At 63.7% G+C, this 15,085-nt stretch carries 13 protein-coding genes; 7 read left to right on the plus strand and 6 right to left on the minus strand.

Annotation, left to right across the window (positions count from 1 at the left end):
- Nucleotides 1-2: 2 nt before the first annotated feature.
- A complete protein-coding gene (locus PZ895_RS17565) occupies nucleotides 3-995 on the minus strand; it encodes an alpha/beta fold hydrolase (protein WP_275840269.1) in 993 nt (330 codons plus the stop codon).
- 138 nt (nucleotides 996-1,133) lie between these two features.
- On the opposite strand from PZ895_RS17565, the gene PZ895_RS17570 reads away from it, so the two are divergent.
- Together PZ895_RS17570 and PZ895_RS17575 are read left to right on the plus strand one after the other, a co-directional pair.
- Nucleotides 1,134-1,874 carry a competence/damage-inducible protein A gene (locus tag PZ895_RS17570; protein ID WP_275840270.1) on the plus strand — a complete coding sequence of 247 codons (741 nt, stop codon included), beginning with the start codon at nucleotides 1,134-1,136 and terminating at the stop codon, nucleotides 1,872-1,874.
- A gap of 67 nt (nucleotides 1,875-1,941) precedes the next feature.
- The gene (locus tag PZ895_RS17575; RefSeq protein ID WP_275840271.1) at nucleotides 1,942-2,778 is read left to right on the plus strand and encodes a universal stress protein; all 837 of its coding nucleotides are present in this window, start codon (nucleotides 1,942-1,944) and stop codon (nucleotides 2,776-2,778) included.
- Nucleotides 2,779-2,787: 9 nt separating this feature from the next.
- On the opposite strand, the gene PZ895_RS17580 is transcribed toward PZ895_RS17575, so the two are convergent.
- Together PZ895_RS17580 and PZ895_RS17585 are read right to left on the minus strand one after the other, a co-directional pair.
- Nucleotides 2,788-3,825, minus strand: a complete 1,038-nt coding sequence (locus PZ895_RS17580) for a phosphatidylglycerol lysyltransferase domain-containing protein (RefSeq protein ID WP_275840272.1) — start codon at nucleotides 3,823-3,825, stop codon at nucleotides 2,788-2,790.
- Nucleotides 3,822-4,502, minus strand: a complete 681-nt coding sequence (locus PZ895_RS17585) for a class I SAM-dependent methyltransferase (RefSeq protein ID WP_275840273.1) — start codon at nucleotides 4,500-4,502, stop codon at nucleotides 3,822-3,824. Before PZ895_RS17585 ends, PZ895_RS17580 begins: the two co-directional genes overlap by 4 nt.
- A gap of 241 nt (nucleotides 4,503-4,743) precedes the next feature.
- On the opposite strand from PZ895_RS17585, the gene gpt reads away from it, so the two are divergent.
- From gpt to PZ895_RS17610, 5 genes are all read left to right on the plus strand, one after another.
- On the plus strand, nucleotides 4,744-5,241 hold the full coding sequence (gpt, locus tag PZ895_RS17590; RefSeq protein ID WP_275840274.1) for a xanthine phosphoribosyltransferase: 498 nt from the start codon (nucleotides 4,744-4,746) through the stop codon (nucleotides 5,239-5,241).
- Nucleotides 5,242-5,407: 166 nt separating this feature from the next.
- A complete protein-coding gene (locus PZ895_RS17595; protein WP_275840275.1) occupies nucleotides 5,408-5,899 on the plus strand; it encodes an NUDIX domain-containing protein in 492 nt (163 codons plus the stop codon).
- A 77-nt stretch (nucleotides 5,900-5,976) separates the two neighbouring features.
- Nucleotides 5,977-7,554, plus strand: a complete 1,578-nt coding sequence (locus PZ895_RS17600) for an inorganic phosphate transporter (RefSeq protein ID WP_275840295.1) — start codon at nucleotides 5,977-5,979, stop codon at nucleotides 7,552-7,554.
- Between the two features lie 559 nt (nucleotides 7,555-8,113).
- Nucleotides 8,114-11,890 (plus strand): vitamin B12-dependent ribonucleotide reductase, encoded by a 3,777-nt coding sequence (locus PZ895_RS17605; RefSeq protein ID WP_275840276.1) that lies wholly within the window; start codon nucleotides 8,114-8,116, stop codon nucleotides 11,888-11,890.
- A gap of 66 nt (nucleotides 11,891-11,956) precedes the next feature.
- The gene (locus PZ895_RS17610; RefSeq protein WP_275840277.1) at nucleotides 11,957-12,568 is read left to right on the plus strand and encodes an ImmA/IrrE family metallo-endopeptidase; all 612 of its coding nucleotides are present in this window, start codon (nucleotides 11,957-11,959) and stop codon (nucleotides 12,566-12,568) included.
- 225 nt (nucleotides 12,569-12,793) lie between these two features.
- Here PZ895_RS17610 and PZ895_RS17615 read toward each other — a convergent pair whose 3' ends face one another.
- From PZ895_RS17615 to PZ895_RS17625, 3 genes are all read right to left on the minus strand, one after another.
- Nucleotides 12,794-13,165: an endonuclease domain-containing protein gene (locus tag PZ895_RS17615; RefSeq protein ID WP_275840278.1), complete on the minus strand. Its 372-nt coding sequence runs from the start codon at nucleotides 13,163-13,165 to the stop codon at nucleotides 12,794-12,796.
- A gap of 562 nt (nucleotides 13,166-13,727) precedes the next feature.
- A complete protein-coding gene (locus tag PZ895_RS17620; RefSeq protein WP_275840279.1) occupies nucleotides 13,728-13,976 on the minus strand; it encodes a ParB N-terminal domain-containing protein in 249 nt (82 codons plus the stop codon).
- A 108-nt stretch (nucleotides 13,977-14,084) separates the two neighbouring features.
- Nucleotides 14,085-14,864 carry an SDR family oxidoreductase gene (locus tag PZ895_RS17625; protein ID WP_275840280.1) on the minus strand — a complete coding sequence of 260 codons (780 nt, stop codon included), beginning with the start codon at nucleotides 14,862-14,864 and terminating at the stop codon, nucleotides 14,085-14,087.
- Nucleotides 14,865-15,085 lie beyond the last annotated feature (221 nt).

Raw genomic sequence — 15,085 nt, forward strand, 5'->3', positions numbered from 1 at the left:
CTTCAGCGTGCCGCGTTCGCCACCGCTATCGGATGGAATGCGCGTTCGGCAATGCGGCGGATGAACGCCACGACCTGGCCCGTCACGGCATATTGCGGCATGTGGCCTACGCCTTCGGCGATTTCAAGGTCCAGATCGGCGATCTTGTCGCGCATCGACAGGCCGTGCCGCCGGTAGTTGAGAACCCGGTCCTTGTCGCCGAAGAGGATGCCGACAGGCAGGTCGATCTCGCCATAGCGCGTCTCGAAATCTTGGAGATCGTGCCGCAGCGCGACGAGATCCGTCGAGGTCGCATAGATGTGGCTCGGCCGCATTCCGGCCAGCGCGCCGCCCGCGACGGCGAAATCGGCCGGCGGCTTTTGCGGGCCGAAGACGAAATCGAGCGTGCGCGGCGCATTGCGCGCCGAGGCCGGCACCGCGACGGTGTTTGCAATCAGCCGGCGCAGCAGGGGATTGGGAATGTGCAGCGGCGCGAATTCCGGCGGCACCTCGGCATAATGATGCGTCAGCGGCGAGATCAGCGCCAGCCCGCTGATCTTGCCGGGATGGCGCAGCGCAACGGCGAGCGCGATCGCCCCGCCCAGCGAGTGACCGACGACCAGCGGCCGGTCGAGCCCCATCGCGTCGATGAAGTGAGCGATGAAATCGGCCTGTTGCGACAGGCGACCGTCGCCGCGCGGCCGCGTCGAATATCCCGAACCCGGACGGTCGATCGCGATCAGGCGATAGTCGTCGCCGAACTGTTCCATCAGGGGCCGGCGCATGTGGTGCAGATGCCCGCCGAGGCCATGAATCATCAGGATCGGCCGACCCTGCCCGCTCTCGACATAATGAACGTCGTGTCCGTCGATGGTGATGCGTTTGCCGGCCGCCGGAACGAGTTTTTCCGCCTGGCGGGAGATGCGCCGCGTGACATGCATGAAAAAGCCGGTGACCAGAAGAAGAACGACGACGGCCGTCACGACCAGCCAGAACAATACCGAAATGAAACTCATGCGCGTCTCCTGAACCCGGCCGCATTTAGGGCGTCGCGTCCTGGACGGCAAAGAAAAAAGCGGGACGCCGCAAGGCCGGTCGATTGCCTGTAAGCGGCCTTGGCCTTAAGCGATAGGAAAAACAGGATCGGGACCGACATGACCGAAATCGTCACCGCCGCCATGATCGTCATCGGAGACGAGATCCTCTCGGGCCGCACCAAGGACCGCAATATCGGCCACCTCGCCGACGTTCTCACTGCAATCGGCATCGACCTGAAGGAAGTGCGCATCGTCGCGGACGACGAGGCCGCGATCGTCGAGGCGGTCAATGCGCTGCGCGCGCGGTACACCTACGTCTTCACCACCGGCGGCATCGGCCCGACGCATGACGACATCACGGCCGATTCCATCTCGGCCGCCTTCGCCGTTCCCTGCGGCTATGACGACCGCGCCTTCGCGATGCTCGAGGCGCATTATGCGGCGCGCGGCATGGAGTTCACCGAGGCGCGCCGGCGCATGGCGCGGATGCCGCAGGGCGCGACCCACATCGACAATCCGATCTCGATGGCGCCCGGCTTCGTCATCGGCAACGTGCATGTCATGGCCGGCGTGCCGGCGATCTTCCAGGCGATGCTCGACAATGTCGTGCCGACTTTGAAAGGCGGAGCGAAGCTCCTTTCCGGCGCGGTCCACTGCCCGCATGGCGAAGGCACGATCGGCGGCCCGCTCGGCGAAATCCAGAAGCGCCACCCCGAAACGATCATCGGTTCCTATCCCAAATACCAGGACGGCTCCTTCTGGACAGAACTGGTGGTGCGCGCACGCGATCAGGCGAAGCTCGACGCGGCGCTGGCGGAAGTTCGCGCGATGGTGGAAGCTATTTCAGCCAACGCTTGATCTCGATCGAGGCAAAGCGCATCATGAGTGGCCTATCGGTTTGCAATGCAACCCATGGGAGGCTTGGATGAGCTACAGGACGATTCTCGCCGTCCTTCAGGACGAAACCGACGCCCGCCGCGTGCTCGACTGCATCGCACCGCTCGCCGAACGTTTTTCGGCCCATGTCATCGGCGTCCACGCCGAACCGCTCCCCGTCCCCTATGCGACGCCGATGGGCTTTCCCGACGCCGACTTCATGGTCACCAGCAGCGAGACCAACAAGGAACGCTCCGAGGCGATGCGCCAGATGTTCGACGGGCGCATGTCGCGCTCCGGGCTTTCGGCCGAGTGGCGGGCGCTGGAAAGCTTTTCCGGCGACAGCGCGATCTCCTCGCTCGAAAGCGCCCGCGCCGTCGACCTGATCGTGGTCCAGCAGCGCGATCCCTCGTCCCATATGCCCGGCGCCAATGTCGATGCGCTGCTGCTGCAAACCGGCCGGCCGGTCCTGTTCGTTCCCTATGCGATGCCGGTCGACACCCGGTTCGAGACGATCCTGATCGGCTGGAACGGCACGCGCGAATCCACCCGTGCAGTGTTCGACGCCCTGCCCTTGCTCACCGCAGCGCGCCAGGTCGAAATCTTCACCGTCGATCCGGATCGCTATGGCGGGCACGATGCGATGACAGCCGGCGGGCAGATTGCGGCCGCCCTGTCGCGCCATGGCGTCCGTGTCACGGTCCAGAGCCAGCACAAATCGGAGCTGACGCATGGCCAGGCGATCCAGAACCGCGCCGTCGAGCTCGGCGCCGACCTGCTGGTCACCGGCGCCTACAGCCAGTCGAAGCTGAAGGAGTTCTTCTTCGGCGGCGTGACGAAGACCGTGCTGGATTCCATGCCGACCGCGACCTTCATGTCGCGTTGACGAAACCCGTCAGAACGCTTTGGAAAGCCGCATCAACGCGATGAAATGCACGAACGGGGACCCGGCGTTCCAGGCGAGGTAGCGCGGTTCCTCGCGACCGTGGAAACGGCGCTTGAAGGCGGCGTGACCTTGCAGGTTGAACACCTTGCGATTGACCGCGCCGGACCGGTAGAGCCGTTTCAGCATCGCCCGGAACGCCGCGCTTTCGGCAAAACCGCTCGGCTCGACGTCGCACAGCGGCGACAGGCCGAGCATGAGCATCTCTTTCCCTTCGGCCTTGAAGATGTCGGCGGCGCGCTTGGTCAGCCCGATCTCGGCGTGGGAGGTCGTGTCCGGCAGCTTGCGCTTGAAGGCGGTCAGGTAGCCGATCACGTCGCCGTCGCGGCAGATCGGATCGAAATAGACAAGGCAGCCGACGCGCCCGTCCGGTTCGATCAGCACGAAGCGGCGCATCATCGGCCCGCCCGCCTCCGGCAGCGGCCGGTTGAGAAACGCCATCTCGCGCTTCCTGACGATGCGCGAGGCGCGCCAGCGCTCCGAAAGGTCGCGGATCATCGCCTCCGCGCCGTCGACTTCCTCGGCTTCGGCGATGCGATAGCCCTTCTTGTCCAGCCAGCGCTCCGAATAGCGCACCGTCTCCTTGCGCTTGCCGGAAAAGTCGTAGGTCTGGAGATCGAGCGCGCTGTCGATACCCATCATCGCGACCCTGTAGCCGCGCGCGGCCAGGTGCTGTGCCGTCTCGCGGCGGATTTCGGCGAAGATCGGCGTTTTCGCGGCACCGACGAAAGCGTCGAGCAGCCGCGCCTTGTCGTCCGGCGCACAGACCGGATCGCCAAGCGCGATCAGCGACCCCATCTTGGCCGAATGCGCGACGTATCCCCGCGCGTCACCGAAATGACGCAGCCCAGTCTGCACAGCCGTCGAATAGGCGAGCGAGAAATCACCGTGGCGGGAGACGAGCGCAAGCCGTTCGTCTTCGCTCAAGGGCGCCTCGGGCAGGTCGGCGAGATTGCGGTCGAGAAAACGGTCGATCAGTTTGCGGCTCATGCCGACACCTCCGGCTTGGCGAAGACGAGCGTGCGGTAGAGCGCGGGACCGATCCCGAACAATTTGTGATCGTGAACGGCGCGCTCGACCAGCCCGAGCCGCGCGGCGTGCGGCCGGTAGTCGTAGATCGGGTGCTGCGAGGCCAGCCCGAGCAGCCAGAAGAAGGTCAGGCCGAATTTGAGATAGAGCCAGGCGAGCGGGCCGAGCAGTCCCGATGGTGGCGCCATGTCGGCGATCATCAGCTGGCCGCCCGGTCGCACATGGGTCGCCGCCTTGGCGAGCACGACCGGCATGTCGTCGGGGCCGAAGACATTGAAGAAATAGTTGCCGCAGACCGCATCGAAAAGCGTCTCGGGCGCGAGCGTGAGCGCATCGCCGGCGATCAGTTCGGCTTTCAGCCCCTTGCGCGCCATGCGCCGGCGCAGCCTTTCGATCATGCGCGCCGAAAGGTCGATGGCCGTGACGTCCACCCCTGCGCGAGCCGCCGCCACCGCGTCCTCGCCCGAGCCGGCACCCAGATAGAGCACTCTGTCCCCACGCTTGAAATGGATGAGTTCGGCCATCTTTGCGCGGCGGATCAGCCCGAACGAATAGATATTGGCAAGCGCCTCGTAGAAGCTCGCGACGGCGTCGTAATTGCGGCTCTTGACCTTCGTCCGCTCGTCGGATGACTGCACGCTGCTGCTGCCTTTCGGGTGGCTCGGTCCGGCGGTTCTAGAAGATCGGCGGATGGAACGGAATGCGGTATGTGCGCGCGCCGATTGTCGTCGATCCGGCTGACGGGCGGCCGTGTTTCGCGCGCCAGCATGGCAAGAAAGCGGTCGCGGGCGCAAACCGCTTGCCAAAAGCGCATGAATGCGGCTAGTTCCGCGCGCATTCCGCCTTTTTCAAGCCGCCGCGCCCGGAGTGCCCCGCAAAATGTCCCTGCCCGAAAAAGCCTTTCCCGTTTCCTGGGATCAATTCCACCGCGATTCACGCGCGCTCGCCTGGCGCCTGTCCGGCATCAACGGCAACTGGCGCGCGATCGTCTGCATCACGCGCGGCGGTCTCGTTCCCGCCGCCGTCATCTCGCGCGAACTCGGCGTGCGCCTGATCGAGACGGTCTGCGTCGCCTCCTATCACGACTACACCGAGCAGGGCGAACTGAAGGTCCTGAAGGAGATCAATCCCGCGCTGCTCGAGGACGAGGGCAAGGACGTGCTGATCATCGACGACCTGACCGACACCGGCAAGACCGCCGCCATCGTCCGCGCGATGATGCCGAAGGCCCATTTCGCCACCATCTACGCCAAGCCGAAGGGCCGCCCGCTCGTCGACACTTTCGTAACGGAAGTGTCGCAGGATACGTGGATCTATTTCCCTTGGGATCTGGGGTTCACCTATCAAAAGCCGATTGCCGAAGGCCATCTCGGTTAAGCCGAACCGAAAGCGAACCGAAACCGGTCGAAACTTGCGCGGGACTTGCGTTTTTGCGCAGGGGACCCCATTTCGGTGTGATCTCCACGGAGAAAATGCTTTGAAACTCTCGACTTGAGGAGGATACTCCTTGAGTTGGCAAACGAATCGGACTCGAAACAGGACCATGATCTTCAGCCACCAGACCCGCGCGCATGTCGCCGAACGGCTTCGCCGTCTGATCGGCGGGCTGCCCTGCCGCACGCAGGTCGCCGCGCTGCCTTTCCGGCAGTCGGATGCAGGCTATGAAGTCATGCTCATCACCAGCCGCGGCACCGGCCGGTGGGTGATCCCCAAGGGCTGGCCCGAGGGCGAGGAAGATCTGTGGCACGCCGCCGCGCGCGAGGCCGACGAGGAAGCGGGCGTCGCCGGCGAGATCGCGCAGGACGCGCTCGGCCGCTTCTACTACGCCAAGCAGCTTGCCCGCGGCCGCCAGTGGCGCTGCGAGGTTCTGGTCTATCCGCTGGAAGTCAAGGACGTTGCCGATAAGTGGCGCGAGAAGAAGAAGCGCCGCCGGCGCTGGTTCCCGGTTCAGGACGCCGCCCGTCTCGTCAACGAGCCCGATCTTGCCGAACTGATCGCCAAGTTCGGCGCTCATCCCCGAAAATCTGCCGCCTGACGGTCGCATTTCGTCTTCATATGGGCTAGCCGGCTAACCGAGGAACCAACCCGGTGGCGAAACCCTTTGGACTGACGATGGCCGACACGACGATACGCAAGGAAACGCTCGACAAGGACCTGGACAAGCTCGTCCATGTCGAGGAAGCCACGTCCGTCGTCGCCCGCGGGCTCGTCGCGCCGGGCCTGTCGCTATTGTTCCTGGCGCTCAGCGCCGTCTTTGCCTCGCTATATGTCTTCGACGAGCCGCGCGCGGTGCTGATCGTGGTTGCCGCCGTGCTCGGCGGCTATATGGCGCTGAACATCGGCGCCAACGACGTCGCCAACAATGTCGGCCCGGCCGTAGGCGCCAAGGCGCTGACCATGGGCGGCGCAATCGCGATCGCGGCCGTCTTCGAAAGCGCCGGCGCGCTGATAGGCGGCGGTGACGTCGTCAACACGATCTCGCGCGGCATCATCGACATCTCCTCGGTCGGCAGTCCCGATGTTTTCATCCGCGCCATGACGGCGGCTCTGATCTCGTCGGCGCTTTGGATCAACCTCGCGACCTGGATCGGCGCGCCCGTCTCGACGACGCATTCCGTCGTTGGCGGCGTCATGGGCGCGGGCATCGCGGCGGCCGGCCTTTCGGCGGTCAACTGGCCGATGATGAGCGGCATCGCCGCGAGTTGGGTCATTTCGCCCCTTCTGGGGGGCGTCATCGCCGCCCTCTTCCTCGCCTTCATCAAGGAGGCGATCATCTATCGCGAGGACAAGATCGGCGCCGCCCGTCGCTGGGTGCCGGTTCTGGTCGCGATCATGGCGGGCGCCTTCGCGATCTATCTCGGCATGAAGGGCTTGAGCCGCGTGATCGACCTGTCCGGCTCCGCGCTGCTGCTGATCGGCGCTGTCGTAGGGTTCGTGACCTGGCTCTGGTCGCGCGGCCATGTGCGCCGCCAGTCCGTCGGCATGGAAAACCGCAACCAGTCGCTGCGCAAGCTCTTCAACATCCCGCTGATCTGCTCGGCCTGCCTCCTGTCCTTCGCCCATGGCGCCAACGATGTCGCCAATGCCGTCGGCCCGCTCGCGGCGATCGTCTATACCGCCGAGGCCGACGCTATCGCGTCGAGTGTCTCGATCCCGCTCTGGGTCATGGTTATCGGCGCGTTCGGAATCTCGCTCGGCCTCGTCCTGTTCGGTCCCAAGCTGATCCGCATGGTCGGCGAGCAGATCACCAAGCTCAACCCGATGCGCGCCTTCTGCGTCTCCTTGTCGGCCGCGATCACCGTCATCGTCGCCTCCTGGTTCGGCCTGCCGGTCAGTTCCACCCACATCGCCGTCGGCGCGGTCTTCGGCGTCGGCTTCTTCCGCGAATGGTATACCGCCAATTCGCCGCGCCGCCGCCGCTACATGGAGCGCAAGAATGCACTTCATCGCGCCGCCCGCGGCCAGCTTGCCGAGGATCAGGCGAGCGAAGCGTCGATCCCCTTCGACGGCAATGGCACGGACGGCGACCGTGACATCGACGCCGCGCCGATCTCCACCGAGGAGGCCAGGCGCCGCCGGCTGGTTCGCCGCGCCCACGTCTCCACCATCGTCGCCGCCTGGATCACGACCGTCCCCGCCGCCGCCCTCCTGTCGGGGCTCATCTTCCTGGTGCTGAACGCGCTGGCGTGAACCGGGAAAGCACAGCCAAGCGCGGCTGATTCTTCTCCCCGTTATCCACATCGCTCCCAACAATATCTAGCGGTCGGCTAACGATCGTAAACGATCCCTTGACGCTCCGACCCGAGTCGCGTTGTTATGATCCTCGTGCGCTCTTTTGGGTTGCACCGAGGCGGGTTTCTTCGGGGTCGGGGTTTTCCGGTAATTGGATGGAGACAGGTCGGAACGGCGCAGTTAGCGCCGCGCCGAATGGGTTTCGACGCGCAATTTTTCTGCGTTCTGGGTTCGGAATTTTTGATCGTAAACACTATATTTAGTGTTGCAGCGTCAGAGTAACCCAAGATAGAGTTGGGTTCTGGTTTTCGGAATCGGGATACGGGGTAAGCCTCGCCGGTTCGCAGAGCGAGCATGAAGCCCGCGACGAGGATCGGCCAAGCGTAGGATTTTCAAGCGTTTTCGAGGGAACGGGCTTTGGCGCGCGGGGCGTCGGCCGGATGCGGAAATCGGTTCTTGCGGCAATCGCCCGGCGGCGAGGCAGGACCACAACATATAGACGGATGGGACAATCAAGATGCGTATCGAACGTCGCTTCACCAAGCCCGGCCAGTCGGCCTATGCGGAAGTCGAGTTCCGCAAGGCGGTCAGCGAAATCAAGAACCCGGACGGCTCCATCGTCTTCCGCCTTGCCGACATCGACGTGCCGGCGCAGTTCTCCCAGGTAGCCAGCGACATCCTCGCGCAGAAATATTTCCGCAAGGCCGGCGTGCCCGCGCGGCTCAAAAAGGTCGAGGAAAACGACGTCCCGTCCTTCCTGTGGCGCTCCGTCGCCGACGAAGCGGCACTTGCCGCGCTGCCCGAAACCGAGCGCTACGGCTCCGAGACCGACGCGCGCCAGGTCTTCGATCGCCTTGCCGGTACCTGGACCTACTGGGGCTGGAAGGGCGGCTATTTCGCCTCCGAGGAAGATGCGTCCGCCTTCCGCGACGAACTCGCCTACATGCTCGCCACCCAGCGCGTCGCGCCGAACAGCCCGCAATGGTTCAACACCGGCCTCCACTGGGCCTATGGCATCGACGGTCCCGGCCAGGGCCACTATTACGTCGACCCCTTCACCGGCAAATTGACCAAGTCGAAGTCCTCCTACGAGCACCCGCAGCCCCATGCCTGCTTCATCCAGGGCGTCGAGGACGACCTCGTCAACGAGGGCGGCATAATGGACCTGTGGGTCCGCGAGGCACGCCTGTTCAAATACGGCTCGGGCACCGGTTCGAACTTCTCCTATCTGCGCGGCGAAGGCGAGAAGCTGTCGGGCGGCGGCCGCTCGTCCGGCCTGATGTCCTTCCTCAAGATCGGCGACCGCGCCGCCGGCGCCATCAAGTCGGGCGGAACCACCCGCCGCGCGGCGAAGATGGTCGTCGTCGACGTCGACCACCCGGACATCGAGGAATATATCGACTGGAAGGTGAAGGAAGAGCAGAAGGTCGCCTCCCTCGTCACCGGCTCGCGCATCGTCAAGCAACACCTCGCCGCCATCATGAAGGCCTGCGTCAATTGCGAGGCGGGCTCCGAAGATTCTTGGGGCGACTGCTTCGACCCGGCCAGGAACCCGGCGCTGAAGCGCGAGATCAAGGCGGCGAAGAAGAACTTCGTGCCCGAGAACTACGTCAAGCGCGTCATCCAGTTCGCCCGCCAGGGCTACACCGCGATCGAGTTCAAGACCTACGACACCGACTGGGATTCGGAAGCCTATCTCACCGTTTCGGGCCAGAACTCCAACAACTCCGTCTCGCTGAAGGACGACTTCCTGCGCGCGGTCGAGAATGACGGCGACTGGAACCTGACCGCCCGCAAGGACGGCAAGGTGATGAAGACGCTGAAGGCGCGCGATCTGTGGGAAAAGATCGGCCACGCTGCTTGGGCGTCCGCCGATCCGGGCCTGCACTTCAACACCACGATGAACGACTGGCACACCTCGCCGGCCGCGGGCCCGATCCGCGCCTCGAACCCGTGCTCGGAATACATGTTCCTCGACGACACGGCCTGCAATCTCGCCTCGATCAACCTCCTGCCCTACCGGAATCAGGACGGTTCCATCGACATCGCCGCCTATGAGCACACCGTCCGCCTGTGGACGATCGTCCTCGAAATCTCGGTGATGATGGCGCAGTTCCCGTCGAAGGAGATCGCGCGGCTGTCCTATGAATACCGCACGCTCGGCCTCGGCTACGCCAATATCGGCGGTCTCCTGATGACCTCCGGCATCCCCTACGATTCCAAGGAAGGCCGCGCCATCGGCGGCGCGCTGACCGCGATCATGACCGGCGTCTCCTACGCGACCTCGGCCGAAATGGCCGGCGAACTCGGCGCCTTTCCGGATTACGAGCGCAACGCGGCCAACATGCTGCGCGTCATCCGCAACCACCGCCGCGCCGCTCATGGCCTTGCGGATGGCTATGAGGGGCTGTCGGTCAACCCGGTTCCGCTCGTCGCCGAGGATTGCCCGCATTCCGACCTGATCGACCACGCCCGCCTCGCCTGGGACAACGCGCTCGTCCTTGGCGAAAAGCACGGCTACCGCAACGCCCAGGTCTCCGTCATCGCGCCCACCGGCACGATCGGCCTCGTCATGGATTGCGACACGACCGGCATCGAGCCCGATTTCGCGCTGGTCAAGTTCAAGAAGCTTGCCGGCGGCGGCTATTTCAAGATCATCAACCGCGCCGTGCCGGAGGCTCTCCGCACGCTCGGCTATTCGGAAAGCCAGATCGCCGAGATCGAGGCTTACGCGGTCGGCCACGGTAATCTGAACCAGGCGCCCGGCATCAATCCCGGCTCGCTCAAGGCCAAGGGCTTCACCGACGAGAAGATCGCCGCGCTCAACGCCGCGACAGCGCAGGCATTCGACATCAAGTTCATCTTCAACCAGTGGACGCTCGGCGCCGACTGGCTGAAGGAGACTTTCGGCTTCACCGACGAGCAGCTTTCCGACTTCTCCTTCGAACTCCTGCCCGCGCTCGGCTTCACCAAGAAGGACATCGAGGCCGCGAACATCCATGTCTGCGGTGCGATGACGCTGGAAGGAGCACCGTTCCTGAAAGACGAGCATCTGCCCGTCTTCGACTGCGCCAATCCCTGCGGCAAGATCGGCAAGCGCTATCTGTCGGTCGAAAGCCACATCCGCATGATGGCGGCCGCCCAGCCCTTCATTTCGGGTGCGATCTCCAAGACCATCAACATGCCGAACGATGCGACGGTGGAGGACTGCAAGGAAGCCTACATGCTGTCGTGGAAGCTGGCGCTGAAGGCCAATGCGCTCTACCGCGACGGCTCCAAGCTCTCCCAGCCGCTCAACGCCTCCCTCATCGCCGATGACGAGGACGAGGCAGACGATCTGATCGAGGAACTGGTCGCCGCCCCGACGGCGCAGCAGGCGCAGATCGTTACCGAGCGCATCGTCGAGAAGATCGTCGAGCGCGTGGTGCGCGAGCAGGAAAAGCTGCCCTCGCGCCGCAAGGGCTACACGCAGAAGGCCAAGATAGGCGGCAACACCGTCTTCCTGCGCACCGGCGAATATGACGATGGCCGCCTCGGCGAGATCTTCATCGACATGAACAAGGAAGGCGCGACCTTGCGCGCACTCCTGAACAATTTCGCCATCGCGATCTCGCTCGGCCTGCAATATGGCGTGCCGCTCGAGGAATATGTCCACGCCTTCACCTTCACCAAGTTCGAGCCGGCCGGCATGGTCCAGGGCAATGACGCGATCAAGAGCGCGACGTCGATCCTCGATTACGTCTTCCGCGAACTGGCGATCTCCTATCTCGACCGCGGCGACCTCGCCCATGTCGACACGTCCGACTTCTCCAGCACGGCGCTTGGACGCGGCATCACCGAAGGCAAGTCGACGGCGTTCTCCAAGGGCCTGACCCGCGGCGCCTCGCCCCTGAAGGTTGTCTCCGGCGCGTCCGAACCCAAGGGCTCGGCCGCTGGCACGCCAGCCCCTGCCCGTCCGGCAACGGCCGCCTACACCTCAAACGTCCGCTCGATCTCCTCGGGCAACGCCACCCTCGCCCTCAGGACCGATGGCGCGACCGCCTTCAAGCGCGACTACGAGGAACGCGCGGCCGAACTCGCCGAAGAAGTCGCCGAAGACGCCACCGCCCTCTTCACCGACGCGGCCGCCGAAGAAGCCACCGAAGCCAAAGCCCTCGCCGCCCAACGCCGCGCCAAGTCCATCATGCAGGGCTACACCGGCAACATGTGCACCGAGTGCCAGAACTTCACGATGGTCAGGAATGGAACGTGCGAGAAGTGCGACACGTGCGGGGCGACGAGCGGGTGTAGCTGAGCGCAACGATTCCGATTTAACTTAACTTAATGGACAATTTCAAAAACTGATTAGGAAGGCCGTAGAATGCCCATATCCGAAGCAGCAATTGAAGATCAGGCAAAATTTGTCCGGGATCGAATTGGCATTAGTAGAACGTGTGCGCCGAATATGTATTGGGTACTTGAGCAGCTATCCAAAAATATAGCGCGGTTCAGTTTTCGACCAGAATTCGCATCTCGGATGGGCGACGACGAGGCGATAATGAATAGCGACACGCACACTTTGATGGTGCGCGAGGCTGTTCTTGAATCAGCTAAGGCGGGCCATACACGCGCGCGCTTTACAATCGCCCACGAGATTGGGCACTATTTTCTCGGTCATGACGGCGAGCGTCGCAGAAACCCTGACAAGAAAATATACATTAAATCAAAAGAAATTATTGAAGAACGAGAAGCCGACATGTTTGCGTCGTACTTTCTCGTTCCGACAGAAATGGCTCTTGATTGTCAAAATTCCGAAGAAGTCGCATCCAGATTTGAGATTAGCACCCAAGCTGCCGAAATCGCCTTTCAACGGGTGGAGCGCGCCCAGAGGAAAGTGGCAGGAAAAGAAAGGATTCTGCCGCGGGGCGTTATTGACCTTCTTCAAGAGCTAAAGCGTCAAGGACGCACTCTAAAGTCTACAATATCAGACTGACCTCTCCCGCCTCTCATATGGGAGAAGGGCTGTGGCAACGCCAGGATTCCAATCGATCAACGTAAAGATTAGCAATAACGTTGTCGTCGCCCTCCCTTCTCCCCTTGTGGGAGAAGGTGGCTGAGCGAAGCGAAGTCGGATGAGGGGTGTTCCAGCATGGCACCGCCGCATACCCCTCATCCGCCCCTTCGGGGCACCTTCCCCAACAAGGGGAGAAGTGAACGCTTACCGCCACGGCTGCAAGGATACGTCGCGCACATAGGCGATGATGGTGTCGCAGACGCCGTTCATATCCTTCAGAACATCGTCGTTCCAGAACCGCAGAACGCGAAATCCGCGTGCCTTCAATTCCGCATCACGCACCATATCATGCGCCGATTCCGCGTGCTGGCTGCCGTCAAGCTCGACGACGAGCATGGCCTCTAGACAGACGAAATCCACCACATAGCGTCCGACAGGAACCTGACGTCGGAACTTGATCCGGTCCAGCCGACGGCCCCGCAATTCATGCCAAAGCCTGTTCTCCGCCTCGGTCGGCTCACGCCGCATCGAACGGGCGAAACTTCGCTTGGCAGGAGGAACTGCTTGGTGCGGCATGTCGGGACGCTAACGGCATGTTCGTGTTTGTCAAATACCCCTCATCCGACCCTTCGGGTCACCTTCTCCCACAAGGGGAGAAGGAAGGGCGCTTTTCCTTCTCCCCTTGTGGGAGAAGGTGGCCGAGCGAAGCGAGGTCGGATGAGGGGTGTTCCAGCTTGGCGCCGCGGCAAATCCCGCGGATTGCGGCGTGAAGGGAGAGCGCAAAAAACTTATCCCCCTCCCTTTAGTCTCCCCCATAATCCCCCACATCGCCCTCATGGGAACCGGTGCGCACCGGGTGTCGGGAGGGCGGCGATGACCTCCCCCCGATGGCGTCGGACACCATCGGGCACGTGAGGGCTGGGAACAGGCCGGCGTGGTCGCACGACCATGCGGAAAAGCCGCTGGGGGCAAACGTCTTTCGGGACAAAGCCCGCCGTGACCGGTCGAGAGCCAGACAGCCATCGGCGGGGTGCGCGGGTTCGCGCCACACACATACCATTCGGAAGGCACGGCCCGCGCGCCCCGCTTCCCGTTCTTTGACAATGGCCGGATGCCGAAAAGGCAGGCGCGGCGAGCGCTAATGCCTGCGCGCCTGCACGAGATAGGCGCTGATCGTGGTCTCGCCGAGAAACTTCATCGCTTCGAGCCGATGCAACCCTTCGACCAGAACGTAGCGCGCGCCGTCCTCGCGCACCTGGATCGGCATCTTGAGGCCGTTCTCCAGGATGTCCTCCGCAAGCAGGCGCGCCGTTTCGGGATGAAGCGTCTTCTTGCGCGCCGTCGGCACGTAGACTGCATCGATCGGGACGGGCTTGGAACGCAGCATGACGAGTTCCTCGGCGGCGGGTGGGACGTTACAACCAGATCAGTTCCAGCCGGTCCCGGCAAGAGCGCCAAGGCGGATGCGGCCGTCGCCGGCCGTATCCGGATGCCGTCAGAGCGTCGCGTTGATGGCGCCGCCGTCGAGCAGGATGTTCTGGCCGACGATGTAGCCGGCATAGGCGCTGCACAGGAACGCGCAGGCCGCGCCGAACTCCTCCGTCGTGCCGAACCGCCCGGCCGGATTGGCCGCATAGGCCGCCGCGCGCGCCTCGTCCACCGTGATGCCCTTCTGCTTCGCCGTGTTGTTCATCAGCGATTCGATGCGGGCCGTCTCATGCTGGCCCGGCAGCAGATTGTTGATCGTCACGCCGTGCCGCGCGACCTGGCGCGAGGTGCCGGCGACGAAGCCGGTCAGGCCGCTGCGCGCGGCACCGGAAAGGCCGAGCGCCGGGATCGGCGCCTTGACGGAGCCGGAGGTGATGTTGACGATCCGGCCCCACTTGCGCTCGATCATGCCCGGCAGGACGGCGGTGATGAGATGGATCGGCGTCAGCATGTTGGCGCGAATGGCGTTTTGCCATTCGTCCTCGCCCCACTCGCTCCAAAGGCCGGGCGGCGGCCCGCCCGCATTGTTGACGAGGATGTCCGGCGCCGGCGCCGCCTCCAGCAGCCTGGTCCGGCCTTCGGGCGTCGTCACGTCGGCCGCGACCGTCGTCACCTTGACGCCGAACCGCTCCGCGATCTCGCCCGCCGTCTTCTCGAGCGCCTCGGCCGAACGCGCATTGAGCACGATGTCGACGCCCGCCTCCGCAAGCTTCTCCGCCGACCCGCGCCCGAGCCCCTTCGACCCACCGCAAACGATGGCCGTACGGCCCCTGATTCCCAGATCCATTCGTCCGTCTCTCCCTCTTCTCATCCGCAGCAATCGTTCCACCCTCCCCGAAGGAAGGTGCATACGTGCAATATACCGCCAACGCGCGGAAACATACCCCCAAAGCCGATGCTGAGAGCAAAACGCGAACGCCGCCCCGGAGGGCGGCGTTTAAGCGTTTGATAATGCAGGAAAGTTTGGTTGCGGGGGTAGGATTTGAACCTACGACCTTCAGGTTATGA

It is taken from the genome of Mesorhizobium sp. YIM 152430, from assembly GCF_029210365.1.
GTDB lineage: Bacteria > Pseudomonadota > Alphaproteobacteria > Rhizobiales > Rhizobiaceae > Aliihoeflea.

Bases quoted from the DNA above. Each gene is read 5' to 3' on its own strand.
- PZ895_RS17620 (WP_275840279.1), bottom strand. From the start codon at position 13,976: ATGCTGCGTTCCAAGCCCGTCCCGATCGATGCAGTCTACGTGCCGACG.
- PZ895_RS17580 (WP_275840272.1), bottom strand. From the start codon at position 3,825: ATGAGCCGCAAACTGATCGACCGTTTTCTCGACCGCAATCTCGCCGAC.
- PZ895_RS17595 (WP_275840275.1), top strand. From the start codon at position 5,408: ATGATCTTCAGCCACCAGACCCGCGCGCATGTCGCCGAACGGCTTCGC.
- PZ895_RS17610 (WP_275840277.1), top strand. From the start codon at position 11,957: ATGCCCATATCCGAAGCAGCAATTGAAGATCAGGCAAAATTTGTCCGG.
- PZ895_RS17615 (WP_275840278.1), bottom strand. From the start codon at position 13,165: ATGCCGCACCAAGCAGTTCCTCCTGCCAAGCGAAGTTTCGCCCGTTCG.
- PZ895_RS17605 (WP_275840276.1), top strand. From the start codon at position 8,114: ATGCGTATCGAACGTCGCTTCACCAAGCCCGGCCAGTCGGCCTATGCG.
- PZ895_RS17575 (WP_275840271.1), top strand. From the start codon at position 1,942: ATGAGCTACAGGACGATTCTCGCCGTCCTTCAGGACGAAACCGACGCC.
- PZ895_RS17570 (WP_275840270.1), top strand. From the start codon at position 1,134: ATGACCGAAATCGTCACCGCCGCCATGATCGTCATCGGAGACGAGATC.
- gpt (WP_275840274.1), top strand. From the start codon at position 4,744: ATGTCCCTGCCCGAAAAAGCCTTTCCCGTTTCCTGGGATCAATTCCAC.
- PZ895_RS17565 (WP_275840269.1), bottom strand. From the start codon at position 995: ATGAGTTTCATTTCGGTATTGTTCTGGCTGGTCGTGACGGCCGTCGTC.
- PZ895_RS17600 (WP_275840295.1), top strand. From the start codon at position 5,977: ATGGCCGACACGACGATACGCAAGGAAACGCTCGACAAGGACCTGGAC.
- PZ895_RS17625 (WP_275840280.1), bottom strand. From the start codon at position 14,864: ATGGATCTGGGAATCAGGGGCCGTACGGCCATCGTTTGCGGTGGGTCG.